Annotated in this window: 14 protein-coding genes; 10 read left to right on the forward strand and 4 right to left on the reverse strand. The window is 69.1% G+C overall.

Going from position 1 to position 17037, the window contains the following annotated elements; translation table 11 throughout:
• Positions 1-32 precede the first annotated feature (32 nt).
• Entirely contained in the window at positions 33-347 is a 315-nt protein-coding gene (locus ACLJO0_RS09150) for a hypothetical protein (RefSeq protein ID WP_125790065.1), read from the forward strand.
• 5 nt (positions 348-352) lie between these two features.
• Positions 353-1498 (forward strand): WXG100 family type VII secretion target, encoded by a 1146-nt coding sequence (locus ACLJO0_RS09155; RefSeq protein WP_410577512.1) that lies wholly within the window; start codon positions 353-355, stop codon positions 1496-1498.
• A gap of 99 nt (positions 1499-1597) precedes the next feature.
• Here ACLJO0_RS09155 and mycP read toward each other — a convergent pair whose 3' ends face one another.
• Together mycP and eccD are read right to left on the reverse strand one after the other, a co-directional pair.
• On the reverse strand, positions 1598-3229 hold the full coding sequence (gene mycP / locus ACLJO0_RS09160) for a type VII secretion-associated serine protease mycosin (RefSeq protein WP_410577514.1): 1632 nt from the start codon (positions 3227-3229) through the stop codon (positions 1598-1600).
• A gap of 23 nt (positions 3230-3252) precedes the next feature.
• Positions 3253-4617, reverse strand: a complete 1365-nt coding sequence (gene eccD / locus ACLJO0_RS09165; RefSeq protein ID WP_410578208.1) for a type VII secretion integral membrane protein EccD — start codon at positions 4615-4617, stop codon at positions 3253-3255.
• A 469-nt stretch (positions 4618-5086) separates the two neighbouring features.
• Between eccD and eccCa the strand changes: the two genes are divergently transcribed.
• From eccCa to ACLJO0_RS09190, 5 genes are all read left to right on the forward strand, one after another.
• Positions 5087-9094, forward strand: a complete 4008-nt coding sequence (gene eccCa, locus ACLJO0_RS09170) for a type VII secretion protein EccCa (RefSeq protein WP_410577515.1) — start codon at positions 5087-5089, stop codon at positions 9092-9094.
• A gap of 68 nt (positions 9095-9162) precedes the next feature.
• Positions 9163-11115, forward strand: a complete 1953-nt coding sequence (locus ACLJO0_RS09175) for a type VII secretion-associated protein (RefSeq protein WP_410577516.1) — start codon at positions 9163-9165, stop codon at positions 11113-11115.
• A 12-nt stretch (positions 11116-11127) separates the two neighbouring features.
• On the forward strand, positions 11128-11490 hold the full coding sequence (locus ACLJO0_RS09180) for a hypothetical protein (protein WP_410577518.1): 363 nt from the start codon (positions 11128-11130) through the stop codon (positions 11488-11490).
• A gap of 233 nt (positions 11491-11723) precedes the next feature.
• A complete protein-coding gene (locus ACLJO0_RS09185) occupies positions 11724-12044 on the forward strand; it encodes a WXG100 family type VII secretion target (protein ID WP_410577520.1) in 321 nt (106 codons plus the stop codon).
• Between the two features lie 55 nt (positions 12045-12099).
• Positions 12100-12384 (forward strand): WXG100 family type VII secretion target, encoded by a 285-nt coding sequence (locus ACLJO0_RS09190; RefSeq protein ID WP_410577521.1) that lies wholly within the window; start codon positions 12100-12102, stop codon positions 12382-12384.
• A gap of 123 nt (positions 12385-12507) precedes the next feature.
• On the opposite strand, the gene ACLJO0_RS09195 is transcribed toward ACLJO0_RS09190, so the two are convergent.
• Entirely contained in the window at positions 12508-13248 is a 741-nt protein-coding gene (locus tag ACLJO0_RS09195; RefSeq protein WP_410577523.1) for a DUF4333 domain-containing protein, read from the reverse strand.
• A 3-nt stretch (positions 13249-13251) separates the two neighbouring features.
• Entirely contained in the window at positions 13252-14142 is an 891-nt protein-coding gene (locus ACLJO0_RS09200) for a hypothetical protein (RefSeq protein ID WP_410577525.1), read from the reverse strand.
• 278 nt (positions 14143-14420) lie between these two features.
• Between ACLJO0_RS09200 and rplM the strand changes: the two genes are divergently transcribed.
• From rplM to glmM, 3 genes are all read left to right on the forward strand, one after another.
• Complete coding sequence (gene rplM / locus ACLJO0_RS09205) at positions 14421-14873, forward strand: 50S ribosomal protein L13 (protein WP_005166833.1); 453 nt, start codon at positions 14421-14423, stop codon at positions 14871-14873.
• Positions 14874-14887: 14 nt separating this feature from the next.
• On the forward strand, positions 14888-15403 hold the full coding sequence (rpsI, locus tag ACLJO0_RS09210; protein ID WP_410577527.1) for a 30S ribosomal protein S9: 516 nt from the start codon (positions 14888-14890) through the stop codon (positions 15401-15403).
• Between the two features lie 231 nt (positions 15404-15634).
• Entirely contained in the window at positions 15635-16969 is a 1335-nt protein-coding gene (gene glmM / locus ACLJO0_RS09215) for a phosphoglucosamine mutase (RefSeq protein ID WP_396556792.1), read from the forward strand.
• Positions 16970-17037 lie beyond the last annotated feature (68 nt).

The following is a 17037-nucleotide window of genomic DNA, read 5'->3' on the forward strand; positions in this document are numbered from 1 at the left end:
CCCAAGCGGTATCGGGTGAGTGGAGGGGTGCAGTGGCCGGCCTGAAGATCGACGGCGTCGTCGTCGGTGACTATGCGAAGCGGGTGGACGCGGCCGCCGGAGAGCTCGAACTGGCGGCCGCGGAGGTGACCGGGGACGGTGTCACCGTCGAGTCCCACGGAACGCTGGGGGAGGAACTGGGCCTCGGCGCGTCCTACGGGCGCGCGGCGGAGGCCATCCGACGTCAGCTGGTGGAAGGCGCGGCCGCGCTGAGGTCGGCGTCCGAGGCCCTGCACACGGTGACCGCGCGGCATGCCGGGCACGACGACGAGGCCGCGCAGATGATCAAGCGCGCCGTGGAGCTCTGAACCGCATGATCGCCGAATCGGAGAACCCGACGGATTCCCTCCCACACCCGATGGCGGCCGCCCGTTCGGCCGCCGCTCCCGTGGCGCCCCAGAGCGCGTTTAGCCCCCTAAACGCGACCGGCTCTGGTGGTGAGGAGCTGGTCGAGGCCGCGGCGCCCCATCTCGCCTTCGTTTCGGAGCTGTCCGGCCATCTGGGGCTCATCGATCCGGTCGAGGCCTACCTGACCCCGCTGGCGGGGCGCTGGGAGGACTTGAAGGACGAGGCGGACCGGCTCCGGAAAGCGGCGAAGGCCGCGGGCACCGTTTCGAAAGAACTGGCCGAAGACCTCGGGCGCCTCGACGCCGGGTGGGCGGGCAAGGACGCTGACGCGTTCGTCACGTACATCGTGGACATCAACGCCGCGGGCTCCGACGTCGAAGACGCCCTCACGACCCTGGCGGGTTCGCTGGACGAGCTGGTGTTGTCGATCCGCCGCATCCTGACCGATCTCGTCGAGATCCTGGTCGACACGGCGGAGCTGACCTCCGAGACCGCGATGCTCCCGGTCGGTGGCGTCCGGCGCGCGCGAACTCAGCTGGAGGAGGCGCAGGAGTCGGCCAAAGCGCTCTACGAAGCCGCGCGCGACGTCCTCGAGGGCTTCGTGCGGTTTTGCGACGGCGTCGACGATCCTGATGCCGGCTCGCGGAGCATCGAGATCGCCCACCGGTACCCGCAGGACGAGTTCAAACTCCACGACGATTCCGAAGCGCCGGGTGCGCCGGTGCCGGAGAAGGCCGCCGCTGAGGCGGATTCCGGCGCTGCGTCGGACGAACAGTCGACGTCGCCGTCCTCGACCGACGGCCGGAAGACCGGGTCGCAGGAACCCCTGATCGAGCAAGGTCAGGCGCCGATCCCGGAGGTCGCGCCCGTTCAGACCGCTCCGGCCCATGGGCAGGGCGTCGCCGGGACGGGATCGGCGATGATGCCGATGGGGATGGCGCCCATGATGGGCGGCATGGGCGGGGGAGGCCAGACGGCTCACCAGTCGAAGACGCGGCCCGCGTCGAAACCGTCCGACGTGGTCGGCGAGCCCGGCCAGGTCGTCCCGCCCGTGATCGGCGAGGACGACGCCCCGGCGAAGCCCGCTCCGAAGCCCAAGCCCGCCAAGTAGGCGCCCCAGCGGCGGAGCGACTTTAGCGGGCTAACCGCGATCTGGGCGGCTCGGAGGCGAGTCCCGCTCGGATCACGTTTAGCCCGCTAAAGTCGACGCCTACGGGGTTTTGCGGGCAGGGGCGGCCGGCCGGTTGCGGCGGACCGAGTGGACCACGAACAGCGTGACGAGCAGCGCCACCAGGCCCCCGCCGGTTCCGGCGAGCGCGACGATCATCGGGGCGGGGTCACGGTCGTTCGCGGGCGGCAGATTCGCGGGCAGCGGGACCGGCTTGGCCTTGTCCGCCTCCGACGGCACGATCGCCGTCAGCGCCGCGATCGGGTCGACGACGCCGAAGCCGACGAAGTTGTCCCGTCCGCCCGGTGCGGCCGGATGCTGCGCCGTCGCCTTGATCCGGTTCATCACGTCACGAGCCGGCAGTGTCGGGAACTTCGCCCGCACGAGGGCGGCGAGTCCGGCGACGTACGGCGCGGCGAAGCTGGTGCCCTGGATGGCACCGGGCTTCCCGTTGCCCTCGATCGTCAGGTTGGCGAGGCTGCTCGACCCCTCTGCCGGGTCCAGCGAGATGATCTTGGTGCCCGGAGCGGCGACACTGACCCACGGCCCGTTGACGCTGAAATCCGCGACACCGCCGGTGTCGTCGATCGCCGCGACCGAGAGGACGTCGTCGGAGAACCAGGGCGGCGTGACGATCGTCTTGGGAGTCTTGGGGTCCGGCTGATCGTTCTGCGGGCATTTTTCGCTGACGTTGCCCGCCGCCGCGACGACGACCACGTCGTTCTGAACGGCGTAGTTCACCGCCGCCTGGAGTGGTAGCTCATTCGGGGTGATGTTCCCGGAGGACGGTCGACAGTTGTCGACCGACATGTTGATCACCTTGGCGCCCTTGTCGACAGCCCTGACCACGGCCTGCGCGAGCGTCTTGAGGTTCCCGGCCGTCTTGCCCTGTTCCTGTTGCCGTCCGCCCTTGTCCTGACCCGGCGCGGTGCCACCGACGGCACCGTTTCCCTGTGAGGACGGCGGAAGCTGCGATCCCGGGTTGTTCGACGAAGACGGCGGAGCGGCGCTGGACGCAGGCGGGTCGGGCTTCTTCTCCGCTTCCTCGTAGTTCTGGCTCGACTGACGGATCGACAGGATCGTGGCGTCTGGGGCGACTCCGCGGAATCCGATGCTCGCGTCGGGCGGATTCGCGGCGATGATCCCCGCGACCTCGGTGCCGTGGCCGTCGCAGTCCTCGAGCCCCGGTGCCTTGCCGCCACCGGGGGTCGCGACGTAGTCACCACCCGATTCGACGCGGCCTCCGAAGTACGGGTGCGCGGTGACGCCGGTGTCGATCACGGCGACCTTTATGCCCCCGCCGACCGACTGGGTGGCGCCGCGCATCAGCTGGTGCACCTTTTCGATCTGCAGGTACTCCTGGCCCCACGGACGGTTCTTGATGTCGACCTGGTCGCCGCCGAGCTTGCTGCGCTGCACGCACTCGGTCTTCTTCTCGTAGGTCTTGTCCGGCTTGCCCTCGTCCGCCGGCTTCTTGGACGTGTCCACCGGAGGCGGGGTCGCGTAGTAGCCGCCAGCGTCCGGCGCGACGCTGCTTTGCTGCGCCCAGGCGGGAAGTGCCACCGACGCCGGAGAGAGAACACCGATACCGGCCGCCAGCAGCACCGTTCCGGTACGCCCGGCGAGACCGAGGTGGCGGACGCGCGTCCCCCTGGACTTCCGCGCTACGGCCATCAGAACATCATCCGATCGGGTCGTCACTTGAAGTTGAGGTGGCGCAGCGTCGTGTAGAGATCCATGACGCCGAGCGCCAGCGGGAGCACCGTCGCGATGAAGACGGCCTCGAAGATCTCCACGGTCCGCCGCAGCGGCGGCGAGAAGCGCTTGTTCGGGAAGATCACGCCGACCACGAGCGCGCCGGCGCCGATCAGCAGCAGCGCGCCGAACACGAACAGGACGCGGTTCAGCGGGCTCGCCGACCACATCCAGCCGAGCAGGATGCCCGCGCCGGACACCATGCCGGTGGTCAGGAGGGCGATCGCCTGCGCGCCGTTCGCGTACGCCCGCGCCCGCAGGAGCAGGACCAGCGTGGCGATGACGCCGAGGATCGGGCCGAAGACCGACGAGGATGTCGAGGCGATGATGGCGAACAGCGCGGTGGCCGCGCCGCAGCCGGTCAGCAGGCCGGTCATGTACTGGTGCGCTACCGCGGTGCGGCGTTCGATGGCGCGGTAGTCCGGGAAGCCCGAGTCTTCCTTGAGCTCTTCGGCGCTACCGGGAACGTGCGGCGTCGGGAGGGCCGCGAGTTTGATCGTCGCGCGCGGCAGCAGCGAGATGCACGCCAGCGAGAACGCGGTGGCGCCTGCCGCGATGCCGGGGATCGGAGTGTCGATGAGCGTCGCGGCCAGGAACGTCAGCGCCGAGATCGTGGCGGTCGTCGCGGCCGCGATGAACGTGGTGATGCCGTACCCGATGACGAGGATGCAGACCGCCGCCACGATGATCACGAGAGTGCTCGCGAGCAACAGGTTCGCCCACAGGGACAGCCCTGGCACGATGTAGAAGCCGCTGACGAAGGCCAGCGGAAGTCCGCCCGCCGCGGCGATCAGCACGCCGGTCCCCTCGGCCTGGTAGGCCTTGGCCAGTGTCGCGCCGATCGCGACGCACGCGATCGCGCCGACACCGCCCGCGATCGCGGCGGCGAGTGCGTTGCCGCCGTAGAACGACCCGCTGGTGAAGAGCGCGAGGGCCGCGAAGAACAGCGCCAGCCCGCCCGCGATGTGCCCGAAGCGGCGCGCCGTCTCCTTGGTCCACGGACGGAAGCTGTCCGGGGACGACTCGGCGATCGCGTCGACGACGTCGTCGTACAGCGGAGGCGGCGGGTTCTCGTTGCGCTTGCGCAGCTGGAGGAGCTCGCCGTCGACGACACCGAGGGACGCGAGGGTCCGGCTCGGGTCGAGCGGCGCGTCGCCCAGCTTCGCCAGTGCCCAGCCGCCGTGGCGGGCGCCGCCGTCCGGCGTCGCCTCCTTCGCCATCTCCAACAGCATGGGCAGCAGGTCCGCCACCGCGACGTCAGCCGGCAAAGCCACGTCGATCCGGGTGCGTGGCGCGACCACCGTCACCCTGCTGAATACCGTCGTGCCCGTTGCCACTGCCGTCCCCCTGCCCTGAGAGTCTGCTCCCGGGGGAACCTATACCGAACCCGGGTGCCCACATCATCGACTGTCGGAAAAAGACCGGCAAAAGTAAGAGAGGCGACCTCCGAAGCCCTCGGACCGGCTGCCGGCGCGTCGACTTTAGCGGGCTAATCGTGACGCGCCGGAGCCGTGGGCACCTGAGCGGGTCCCGACCGCCAGATCGCGATTAGGGGGCTAAACGCACGTCGGGCGTCTGGGCCGCCGGATCGCACTTAGGCCGCTAAACGCACGTCGGCGGAGCCGGAGCCCTACACTCCCGACATGCGTACGGCCCCGGCCGGGGCCGTTCTCGGCGTTGTCCGGATTTCACCGGCCACGTTCGATAGGTTGTCTCGCGCACCAGTACGCGCACCAACGGTGGCCGCCATCGTCGAGTTTGAAGAGGGGTCCTTCGATGAGCACGCTGCAGTTCAAGAAGTCACCGCGCCTGGCGGCGCCTCGGCCGCCGGGCGGCGAGGTGCATCTCGAACCGCCGCCTGAGGTGCCGCGCACCATCCCGGGCAACATCGTCATGAAGCTGCTGCCCGCGGTGATGATCGTCGCCTCCATCGGGATGATGGTCTTCATGTTCACCACGGGTGGACGCAATCCCATGATGATGATGATGGGCGGCATGATGGTGCTCAGCACCGTCGGCATGATGGCAGGCGGCGCGGGCAAGGGTGGCGGCGCCAAAAAGGCCGAGATGGACGAGGACCGCAAGGACTACCTGCGCTACCTCGGCCAGATGCGCGACAGGGCCCGCGAGGCCATGGTCGACCAGCGTGCCGCGCTCGAGTGGGTTCACCCCGACCCGCAGACGATGTGGTCGCTGGCCGCGAGCCGCCGCATGTGGGAGCGCCGCCAGAACGACCAGGACTTCCTCCACCTCCGTGTCGGCCGCAGCTCGCACCGGCTCGCGACGCGGCTGGTGCCGCCGCAGACCGGCCCGGTCGACGAGCTGGAGCCGATCGCCACGCTCGCGCTGCGCCGGTTCGTCCGCGCGCATTCGATCGTCCCGGACCTGCCGACCCAGATCACCCTCCGCGGGTTCGCCGCGGTCAGCATGCAGGGCGATCGCGGCCTCACCCGCGGTCTCACCAGGGCGATGCTGGCGCAGCTGGTCACCTTCCACAGCCCCGACGACGTCCTCATCGCGGTCGCGACGGCGGGCCGCGCCAAGGAGGAGTGGGAGTGGGCGAAGTGGCTGCCGCACGCCCAGCACCCGGCGCTCGCCGACGGTATCGGCCAGCTGCGGATGATGGCGGGTTCCCTCGCGCAGATCGAGCAGTGGCTCGACGAGGAACTCCGTGACCGTCAGCGGTTCTCCCGCAACGCGACGCCCGCCCCGGACCAGCCGCACGTCGTCATCATCGTCGACGACGCCGAGGTCACCCGCGAGGAGCAGATCATCCTCGAAGAGGGTCTGGTCGGCGTCACCCTGATCGATCTTTCCGACTCCATCGGCAACCTCGCGGCCCGCCGCGGTCTGCGGCTGGTCGTCGAAGAAGACCGCCTCGGCGCGCGCAGCGCCGGCGGCGTCGAGTGGTTCGGCCGCCCGGACACGCTCAGCGTGGTCGAGGCCGAAGCCCTCGCGAGGCTCCTCGCCCCGTACCGCGTCGGCACCGCCGCGCAGGACGCCGCCGAGGAAGAGCCGCTGCTGTCCAACCCCGGTCTGCTCGAACTGCTGGGCATCCCCGGCGACCCGATGACCTTCGACGTCCAGCAGTCCTGGCGGCCGCGCCCGGTGCGAGACCGCTACCGCGTCCCGTTCGGCGTCGGCGAGTACGGCCAGCCGGTCGAGCTGGACATCAAGGAAGCCGCGATGGAGGGCATGGGCCCGCACGGCCTGTGCATCGGGGCGACCGGTTCCGGTAAGTCGGAGTTCCTCCGCACCCTGGTGCTGGGCATGCTCGCCACGCATTCGTCGAGCACGCTGAACTTCGTCCTCGTCGACTTCAAGGGTGGTGCGACGTTCCTCGGTCTGGACGCGGCGCCGCACGTCTCCGCGGTCATCACCAACCTCGCGGACGAGGTCACCCTGGTCGACCGGATGAAGGACGCCCTCGCCGGCGAGATGAACAGGCGCCAGGAGGCGCTGAAGAACGGCGGTAACTTCAAGAACGTCTGGGAGTACGAGAAGGCCCGCGAGAACGGCGCCGACCTCGACCCGCTGCCCGCGCTCTTCATCGTCTGTGACGAGTTTTCCGAGCTGCTGGCCGCGAAGCCGGACTTCATCGACCTGTTCGTCGCCATCGGCCGTCTGGGCCGGTCGCTGCAGATGCACATGCTCCTCGCGTCGCAGCGGCTGGAAGAGGGCAAGCTGCGCGGTCTCGACTCGCACCTTTCCTACCGCATCGGTCTGAAGACCTTCTCCGCCGCGGAATCCCGTGCCGCGATCGGCGTGCCCGACGCGTTCGAGCTGCCGTCCGTGCCCGGTGGCGGTTACCTCAAGTACGACACCTCGACGCTGGTCCGCTTCAAGGCCTCGTACGTCTCAGGCCCGTACCGGCCCGCGGGGATCAAGGCGGCGGGCCCGGTCGCGACGGTGGTCCGCGCCGACAAGCGCCCGCAGCTGTTCGTCCCGGACTTCGTCGAACTGCCGAAGGAGCCGGAGCCGCAGCAGATCGAAGCCGCGCCGGTGGAAGAGGCCAAGCAGGAGGAGGCCGTCGAGCCCAGTGAGCTCGACGTGATCGTGTCCCGGCTGATCGGCCAGGGCCCGCCCGCGCACGAGGTCTGGCTGCCGCCGCTCAAGGAGCCGAACTCGCTCGACACCCTGCTGCCGAACCTGAACCCCACCGACGACCGCGGTCTTTCCCCGGTCGGGTTCTTCGGCAACGGACGGCTGCAGGTGCCGATGGGCATCGTCGACCGCCCGTACGAGCAACGCCGTGACCTGCTGTGGGCCGACTTCTCCGGTGGCGCCGGGCACGGTGTGATCGTCGGCGGTCCGCAGTCGGGCAAGTCGACCATGCTCCGGACGCTGATCATGTCGATGGCGCTGACCCACACCCCCGAGGAAGCGCAGTTCTACGCGCTCGACCTCGGTGGCGGTACGTTGGCCGGTCTCCAGGGCCTGCCGCACGTCGGTGGCGTCGCCGTCGCCCGCCGCGAGCCGGACAAGGCCCGCCGGATCGTGGCCGAGCTGACCACCCTGCTCACCGAGCGGGAAGGCCGGTTCGGTGCCATGGGCATCGACTCGATGAACGAGTTCCGCAACCGCAAGCGGCGCGGCGAGATCAAGCCCGAGGAAGACGCCTTCGGTGACGCCTTCCTGATCGTCGACAACTGGAAGGCGCTGCGGGACGACTTCGACGAGCTGGAGACCTCGATCACCAAGCTCGCCACCCAGGGTCTTTCCTACGGTGTGCACGTCATCATCGCGGCGAACCGGTGGGCGGACATCCGCCCGGCGATCAAGGACATGATCGGCACCCGGTTCGAGCTGCGCCTCGGTGACCCGAGCGAGTCGGACATCGACCGCCGGGTCGCGGTGAACGTCCCGGCAGGCCGTCCCGGCCGCGGTCTCACCAGGGACAAGCTGCACCTGCTGACCGGTCTTCCGCGCATCGACGGTTCGAGCAACGCGGACGACGTCGCCGCCGGTGTCGCCGACGCGGTGGCGAAGATCAAGGCGGCGTGGAAGGGCCGTCCGGCGCCGCAGGTCCGCCTGCTGCCGGAGATGGTCACCTACGACGAGGTCCTCAGCATCGACACCAAGCGCAACACGAAGCTGGTGCCGATCGGCGTCAACGAGGAAGACCTCCAGCCGATCTACCTCGACTTCGCTTCCGATTCGCACTTCTACGCGTTCGCGGACGGCGAGTCGGGCAAGACGAACCTGCTGCGCCAGATCACCCGGGGCATCACCGAGCGGTACACGACGCAGGAAGCGGTCGTCATCCTCGTCGACTACCGGCGCACGATGCTCGGCTTCGTCGGCGGGGACCAGCTGCTCGGCTACGCGGTGTCCGCCGCGCAGCTCGACAGCATGGTCAAGGACGTCCACGGGTCGATGACCCGGCGGCTCCCCGGTCCGGACGTCACGCAGGAGCAGCTCAAGACCCGGTCCTGGTGGACCGGTCCGGAGCTGTTCATCATCGTCGACGACTACGACCTGGTCGCCACGCAGACGAGCAACCCGCTGAAGCCGCTCGCCGAGTTCCTCGCGCAGGCGAAGGACGTCGGTCTGCACGTCATCGTCGTGCGCCGCAGTGGTGGCGCGAGCAGGGCGATGTTCGACCCGATCCTCGGCAAGCTCAGGGAGATCGCGGCGCCCGGTATGGTCATGAACGGCTCGCGTGACGAAGGCAACCTCGTCGCGAACGTGAAGCCGAGCCAGATGCCGCCGGGCCGAGGCAACCTCGTGACCCGGAAGCACGGCAAGCAGCTCATGCAGGTCTCGTGGATCCAGCCGGACTGACCTCCCGCGGAACCAGGTGAGGTCCCGGCTGGGCGAGGGGTGACGACGACGATCTGCGGGAGTGGCTAGTGACTGTGCGGGTAGCGGTGGACTTCGGGACATCGAGCACCTGCGTAGTCGCCTCGATCAACGGCCGTGAGCCGCAGGTCGTCGTGGTGGACGGGCAGCCCTTGATGTCGTCGGCGGTCTACGCCGCGCCGGACGGGACGCTGTTCGTCGGCCAGGAGGCGGAACGGCAGGCGGCGGTGGATCCGTCGCGCTACGAGCCGAATCCGAAGCGCCGGATCGACGAAGGCGACCTGCTGCTGGGCGACAACGTCCTCCGCGTGACCGACGTCGTCCACGCCGTGCTGAAACGCGCGGTGACCGAGGCGCGCCGGCTCGCCGGTGACGCCGAGGTCGAGCTGCTCGTCCTGACCCACCCCGCCGATTGGGGCGCGACCCGGACCCGTCTGCTCCGGCAGGCGGCGGGCGGGCTCGCGCGTCAGGTCGCGCTCGTGCCGGAGCCGGTCGCCGCGGCGGTCTATCACGCGGCGACGTTCGCTCCGGCCGACCTCAACTCCGAGCGCACCGTCGAGTTCAGCGGCCGCCCCGGCGACGCACTGGCGGTGCTCGACCTCGGCGGTGGCACCGTCGACGTCTCCGTGGTCCAGCGCATGCCCGGTAGCCCGGCGGATCGCAGTTCGCCCGCTAAACGCGCCGGGTTCCAGGTGCTGGCCACCCGGGGGGATCCGAGCTTCGGGGGAGCGGACGTCGATCAGGCGCTCCTGGAGCACGTGGGTTCGCTGGTGTCGTCCGTCGATCCGCCGGAATGGCGGAAGCTCGTCGAAGGTCGCGAACTCACCGACCGGCGGCGCCGCCGTGTGCTGCGGCAGGACGTGCGCGGCGCGAAGGAGACGCTGTCCCGGCACGCGTACACCGACGTTCCGATGCCGCCGCCGTTCGCCGACGCCCACGTGACCCGGGAGGACCTCGAACGGATCATCGCGGGCCCGCTCGGGCGCGCGGTCGAGCTGACCGTGGCCGCGATCGGCGATTCCGGGCTGCGGCCGAAGCAGCTGACGGCGATCTTCCTCGTGGGCGGGTCGAGCCGGATCCCGATGGTGTCCCGGCTGGTGCACGAGCGGACCGGTGTCGTACCCACCACGCTGGACCAGCCGGAGACCGTGGTCGCCCGCGGTGCCCTGCGCGCGGTGCTGATCGACCCGGACCGGACGGGGTCGCTCGCGGGTTCCGCGGTCTCGCGCGTCGGCGGTGCCCCCGCCCCCACCGACCGGCGCCCCGAAACCCCGCGCCCCCAGTTCCCGCCCGGCCCCCACCAGCCGGCCCCGCCTCCGCAGAGCGCGTTTAGCCCCCTAAACGCGACGCGGCAGCAAGGGCCGCCGTCGCCTCCGATGGGACAGCAGGGGATAGCGGCCCCGCCGCCGTGGCGGCCGGGTGAGCCCTCCCGCGAGACCAAACCCGCCGAGCGCGGCGGGAAGGGCAAGAAGACGCCCTGGATCATCGCCGCGGCCGTGGTCGCCGTCGCGGCGGTCGTCGGAGGCGTCCTCTTCGCCGTCAACAGCGGGGAGGCCGAGCCGGAAGGCCGGACGCTCGCCCAGTACGACTATCGCTTCATCGCGCCGATGGACTGGACGCAAACCGACGACCGCGTCGCCAACCGTCAGGTGGTGATCCACCCGAGCGACTCCCTCACCGGCGACGACCTGGTGGTCGCCCAGGAGTACGTGATGGCCTACGACGCGACGGCCGACAGACAGAAACTCGTCGACGAACTCAGTGCCGGGGCACGGGAGAAACCGCATAAGTACAGTGGCTTCAACGGTTCCGCGAACTACGCGGGCCGGACCGTCGTCTACTACCGCGAAACCAAGCCGAGCGCGCGTGTCGACTGGTACGTCGTCGCGCAGGGAAAGACTCGCGTCCACATCGGTTGCCAATACGGCACCGGCTCACCGCTCGAACAACGCGTGAGCGCGGCCTGCGAGCAGGTCGTCAAAACGATGGTGGTCGTCAACTGAAGGGGGAGGCGAATGCCACCCGAACCCGAGACCGCCGCCGAACACTTCGCCCGCACGGGGCGTGACGCGGTCACTTATGCCCGGCAGGTCGCCCGCACGGCCAAGGCACGGTACGAACGCCGCCGGGGCGAGAACGCGGAACTGGCGAAGCAATTCGGCAAGGGACGGCTCGCGGGCGGCGAGACGGCGCCGACCCCCGCCGCCGTCCGGAACGCGGCGAAACGGTTCCGCACGGGCGCCGGTCTTCCGGTTCCCGCGTTGCCCCCAGCGGCGGACTTGGTTCCCCTTCGGCCAGAACCGGTGGCCAGAAGGCCACGTGTGGGTGACGACGACGAGGACTTTTCGCAGTCGCGAATCATGAGCCGAGGCGATTGACCGACCCCTGTGCGTTTGCTAAATCGCGTGGTGAAAGCTCTTTTAGGCACGCGATTCGCGGCGTGCTGTCCGGGTTTCCGCGTTCGGTTCCCGCCGCGAGCGTTAACGCAAGCAACTACTTGAAACCAACGAGCGACAAGAGGGAACCAGACGTGGCAGTGTCTCCGTCGTAGGTCCGTACCAAACGAACTTCACCAAGTACGGATAAACCACGAACGAAGGGGGTAGCTCCCATGGCTGGCGGATTTACCGGGACAGTTGAGCAGTTCACCGAGGCCGAGAAGCGCGTGACCGAGGTCCGCGTTGCGATGGACCAGAACCTGAGCAAGCTTCGCGACAACATCGAGGCCACCCGCGCGGGCTGGACCGGCGACGCGGCGCTCGCGTTCAACAACGTCATGACGCGCTTCGACGGTGCTGGCCGCAAGCTCAACCAGTCCCTCCAGAACATCGGTGACCTGCTCGAGCAGGCCGGTTCGAAGTACAACGCGACCGAGCAGCAGCAGCAGGAGCTCATCAAGTCGGTCAACCAGGGCTTCGGCGTCCTCGGCTGATTCGGCTACACCGCACCAAATCCAAGACTTTCTCACTTACTGACTGGAGGAACTTATGGGCGAGATGAAGGTCGATTACGCGACAATCCACGCGGCGGCCGACGACTGCAAGAGCACCGGTGGCGAGCTGGAGTCCCTCTTCGGGCAGCTGAAGAGCGACCTGGCGCCGCTGGTCAACACCTGGGACGGTGACGCGAAGGTCGCGTACATGGCCGCTCAGCAGGAGTGGGACAACAGCTTCGAGGAGCTCAAGCAGCTGCTCGCGCAGGTCGCCGGCGTGCTGCCGCAGCTGGCCGACGGCTACCAGGCCACGGAACAGGGCGTCACCGGCCTGTTCTGAGTCTTCCGGCTCCGAACGAGCAACGGCGGGCAGGCATCTTCGGATGCCGAGCCCGCCGTTTCGTTTGTGTCAAAGGAAAAGCCGCGACGGGATCCGTCGCGGCTTTTCCGTGCCCGGTGAAGGTCAGTGCGGTGCGCCGACCTCGAATTCCGGGGTGGTGTTCAGTACCCGGACGGTGACCTTCTTCTGCTGTCCCGAAAGATCGATCGAGCAATCGAACGTGGTCCCGTTCTCCACGAGTTGGCCGGAAGGACACGTCACGTTCTTCACGTCCGGCTCCCCGTAGTGCTCGTTGAGCACGCGGACGACGCCGTCCTGGACCGACTTCTCGTCGAGAGTGTCACCCGCGAACGCGCCGAGCAGCCAAGCCGAGACGCCGCCCGCGATCACGACGGCCGCCGCGATCCCGCCGATCAGCAAGGTCTTCTTGGAAACCTTGGACTTCTTCGGGGGCTCCGCGCCGAAAGCGCCGAGCCCGCCGTACTGCGACGACTGTGCCTGCTGGGCGGGCTGGAAGCCTCCGCCGTACTGTCCCTGCGGGGGAGTGCCCGGAACCTGTTGCGGTGCTTGCCAATCCTGCTGCTGCGGCGCGGGCTGCTGCTGTGGCTGCTGCTGCCACGCCGTGCCGGGCGCGGGTGCGGCGTTCTGTTGCCATGGCCCGGAAAACGAGCCGGTGACGCCGGGCTGCTGCTGCCATTGCCCGGTGTAGGAACCGGTGGTCGCGGCATGGGGGTCGTTCTGCTGCCACTGCCCGGGATGCGGCCCGGTCGCCTGGCCTTCCTGCTGCCAGCCCTGCTGCTGGTTTCCGGGGTTCGCCGGCGGCTGCCACCACTGCTGCGGCTGTTGCGGCTGCTGTTCGGTCATGCCTCAGACGCCCTTCAACTCGTTGAACCGGCGATTGAAATCGTCCTTGGCCGCCTTGTCCGGCAACACGGTGATCTGCGAGGCGTCCGGCAGCTTCGGCAGGTCCTGTGTGCTCGCTTTGCCGGTGAAGCGGAAGTCGTAGCGCAGCTCGATCTTGTGCCCGCCACCCTCGATCTTGGCGTCCATCACGATCTGGTTCAGCGTCCCGTCCGAGTTGAGGGAGACGGTGGTCCGGACCGGCGCCTTCTTCATGTCGCCCGTGATCGCCCCGCTGATCGACGCCGGCAGGATCTCCACCCGTCGCTCGATGAACTTCCCGAACGGGACGTCGGCGGTCAGCTCGATCCGGTTCTCCGGAAGGCTTTTCGCGCCCTTCACGATCTTCTTGTCCGCGTTGTAGGCCACGGCGATCGCGTCGGCCATCTTGCAGGCGGTGATGATCCCGACCCAGGCGCAGGGGATGGTCAGCCCGGTCTCCGACTTCGGCATCGAAACCCACGGCGTCGGGGCGAGGCTCTTGTAGACGGGGCCGAGGTACACGTATTCGGCGGTCCCGTCGGCCGGGGTGTACCAGTCGATGCTGTCGTCCGGGTTCTTCTGCGAGCGTTGACGGCTGACCCGGCCCTCCGGGGAACCGGTCCGGGCGGACGAGATCGTGCTGCGGATGTACTTCTCGTCGAAGCGGAAGTAGGCGCCCGACTCGCTGGTGACGTCGCGCTGGTCGCCGATGGTGTCCTGCAGCTTGTTCATCGCCGTCTCGAACTTCGTGCCGACGTAGGTCGCCGCGTCGTCACCCTTCGGCACGGCCGTGCCCGCGCGCCCCTGGCCGCAGGCGGTGGTGAGCACCAGCACGGCGCTCAGCACGCACAAGATGGTCGTTGGACGTTTCTTCATCGCCGTTCCCCTGAATCGAGTCCCCCCGCGCGCGGTGCGCGTCCGGATCGTCTCATCCTCTCCCGCGAAGGACGATGCCGTGGGCGGTTCCGCCACACCGGCGAGGTACAGTTGCGGGGCGCCCGCCGGGCGCCGGTCCTAGTATGGGACCCCGGACCGACCCCCGCTTCGCAGTAGGGTCGGGCGTGGGGGTATCTTCATATGTCGTTGTGCGCTGCGGCGCGTAAGCGCTAGGCCCGCACAGAACCCACACGCAATGTTGACGACGAGGTAGACCCTTGCCCACGTACAGCCCCAAGCCCGGCGACGTCACTCGTGCCTGGCACGTGATCGACGCCGAGGATGTCGTGCTCGGCCGGCTCGCGACCGAGGTCGCCACGCTGCTGCGCGGCAAGCACAAGCCGACCTACGCTCCGCACGTGGACACCGGTGACTTCGTCATCATCGTCAACGCCGAGAAGGTCGCGCTCACCGGTAACAAGCGAGAGCAGAAGTTCGCGTACCGGCACAGCGGTTACCCCGGTGGTCTGCGTAAGCGCTCCTTCGGTGAACTGCTCGACACCAAGCCCGAGCACCTGCTCGAGAAGGTCGTCAAGGGCATGCTCCCGAAGAACAAGCTCGGCCGCGCCCAGGCGAAGAAGCTCAAGGTCTACGCCGGCGCCGAGCACCCGCACGCCGCGCAGCAGCCGCAGGCGCGCGAGATCACCAAGATCGCGCAGGTCGCGCAGTGAGTGAGGAACAGTCTGTGACCAGCACCGAGGAGACCACGACCGAGGCCCCGGCCGAGGCCGTCGCGACCACGGAAACCCCTGCCGTCGGCGAAGCCGTCGCGACCAGCGAGACGCCGTCCGGCGCTCGTCCGTCGCGTGCCGCGGGTGGCAACGCCCAGACCGTCGGCCGCCGCAAGGAGGCCGTCGTCCGGGTGCGCGTCGTTCCCGGTACCGGTGAGTTCAAGCTCAACGGCCGCACGCTCGAAGAGTACTTCCCGAACAAGGTGCACCAGCAGCTCATCCGTGAGCCGCTGGTGACGGTCGACAAGCCCGACTCGTTCGACATCTTCGCCAACCTGCACGGTGGCGGGATCTCGGGCCAGGCCGGTGCGCTCCGTCTCGCGATCGCCCGTGCGCTCGTCGAGGTCGACGCCGACGACCGCCCGGCCCTGAAGAAGGCCGGCTTCCTGACCCGTGACGCTCGCGCCACGGAGCGGAAGAAGTACGGCCTCAAGAAGGCCCGTAAGGCTCCGCAGTACAGCAAGCGCTGATCGCGCCTCTGGCGCAACCCGCGGAAGCGCCCATCCGTCTCTCGGATGGGCGCTTCCGTGTTTCCGGGGTCTCGGCGTGCCCGAGGACCCCGTTGTCACAGCAGTCCCACGTGCCCCACGCGTTCGCCTTTAGCGGGCTAAACGCGCTCCGCGCGTCGCGTTTAGCCCGCTAAAGGCGAAACCGGGGGTACTGGCTAGGTTGTCGTGGTGGTTTTTCAAGGAGGTCGACAGATGGCTCGTCTATTCGGTACCGACGGCGTACGTGGCCTCGCCAACGAGGAGCTGACCCCGGAGCTGGCGCTCTCGCTCGCCGCCAGCGCCGCCCGCGTCCTCGCGGCCCACGACCGTTCGCACCGTCCGGTCGCGGTCGTCGGCCGTGACCCGCGTGCCAGCGGCGAGATGCTCGAGGCCGCCGTCGTGGCGGGCCTCACCTCCGCCGGTGCCGATGTGCTCCGCCTCGGCGTCCTCCCGACGCCCGCCGTCGCGTACCTGGTCGGCGCGCTCGAAGCGGATCTCGGCGTGATGATCTCCGCCTCCCACAACCCCATGCCCGACAACGGCATCAAGCTCTTCGCGGCGGGCGGGCACAAGCTCCCCGACGGGATCGAGGACGAGATCGAAGCCGGTCTCGCCGCTCCCGTCGCCCGCCCGACCGGTATCGGCGTCGGCCGCGTCAAGGACGTCGCGGACGCGGGTGACCGCTACATCCAGCACCTGCTTTCGGCCACCCCGCACCCGCTCGCGGGCCTGCGCGTCGTCGTCGACTGCGCCAACGGCGCGTCGTCCTTCGCCGCCCCCGAGGTCTACCGCAAGGCCGGCGCCGAGGTCATCGCGATCCACGCCGACCCCGATGGCGTGAACATCAACGAGCACTGTGGGTCGAATCACCCGGACGCGTTGCGCGCGGCCGTCGTCGAGCACAGCGCGGACCTCGGGATCGCGCACGACGGTGACGCCGACCGCTGTGTCGCGGTCGACGCCGCGGGCGAACTCATCGACGGCGACCAGATCATGGCCGTCCTCGCGCTCGCCCTCGCCGAGACCGGCGAGCTGACCAAGAACACCCTGGTCGCGACCGTGATGAGCAACCTCGGTCTGCACCTGGCGATGCGCGCGCACGACATCAACCTCGTCACCACTGCCGTCGGTGACCGCTACGTCCTGGAGGAGCTCCGCGCGAGCGGCTTCGCGCTCGGCGGCGAGCAGTCCGGCCACGTCGTCCTTCCCGCCTACGCGACCACCGGCGACGGTCTCCTCACCGCGCTGCGGGTGATGAGCCGTATGGCGTCCACCGGCAAGTCGCTCGCCGAACTCGCCGCGGTCATGAACCGCCTGCCGCAGGTGCTGGTGAACGTTCCGGTGGCGGACAAGGCGGCGGTCGCCGTCTCGGCCGCGGTCCGCGACGCCGTCGGCGCCGTCGAGGCCGAACTCGGCGAAGAAGGCCGTGTCCTGCTGCGCCCGTCGGGCACCGAACAGCTGGTCCGCGTCATGGTCGAGGCCCCCGCGCACGACACCGCACAGGCGGCCGCGGACCGGCTCGCGGGCGTCGTCTCCTCCGCCTCGTAAGCCCTCTCACGATCTTCCCAAGTCGCTGCGCCCGGGTTACCGGCCCGGTACATTCCGTGTGCGTATAC

It is taken from the genome of Amycolatopsis sp. lyj-108 (assembly GCF_046549005.1).
GTDB lineage: Bacteria > Actinomycetota > Actinomycetes > Mycobacteriales > Pseudonocardiaceae > Amycolatopsis.

Coding starts and splice junctions, on each gene's coding strand:
- ACLJO0_RS09190 (WP_410577521.1), top strand. CDS start 12,100: ATGGGCGAGATGAAGGTCGATTACGCGACAATCCACGCGGCGGCCGAC.
- ACLJO0_RS09185 (WP_410577520.1), top strand. CDS start 11,724: ATGGCTGGCGGATTTACCGGGACAGTTGAGCAGTTCACCGAGGCCGAG.
- mycP (WP_410577514.1), bottom strand. CDS start 3,229: ATGGCCGTAGCGCGGAAGTCCAGGGGGACGCGCGTCCGCCACCTCGGT.
- ACLJO0_RS09180 (WP_410577518.1), top strand. CDS start 11,128: ATGCCACCCGAACCCGAGACCGCCGCCGAACACTTCGCCCGCACGGGG.
- glmM (WP_396556792.1), top strand. CDS start 15,635: ATGGCTCGTCTATTCGGTACCGACGGCGTACGTGGCCTCGCCAACGAG.
- ACLJO0_RS09155 (WP_410577512.1), top strand. CDS start 353: ATGATCGCCGAATCGGAGAACCCGACGGATTCCCTCCCACACCCGATG.
- ACLJO0_RS09195 (WP_410577523.1), bottom strand. CDS start 13,248: ATGACCGAACAGCAGCCGCAACAGCCGCAGCAGTGGTGGCAGCCGCCG.
- eccCa (WP_410577515.1), top strand. CDS start 5,087: ATGAGCACGCTGCAGTTCAAGAAGTCACCGCGCCTGGCGGCGCCTCGG.
- ACLJO0_RS09200 (WP_410577525.1), bottom strand. CDS start 14,142: ATGAAGAAACGTCCAACGACCATCTTGTGCGTGCTGAGCGCCGTGCTG.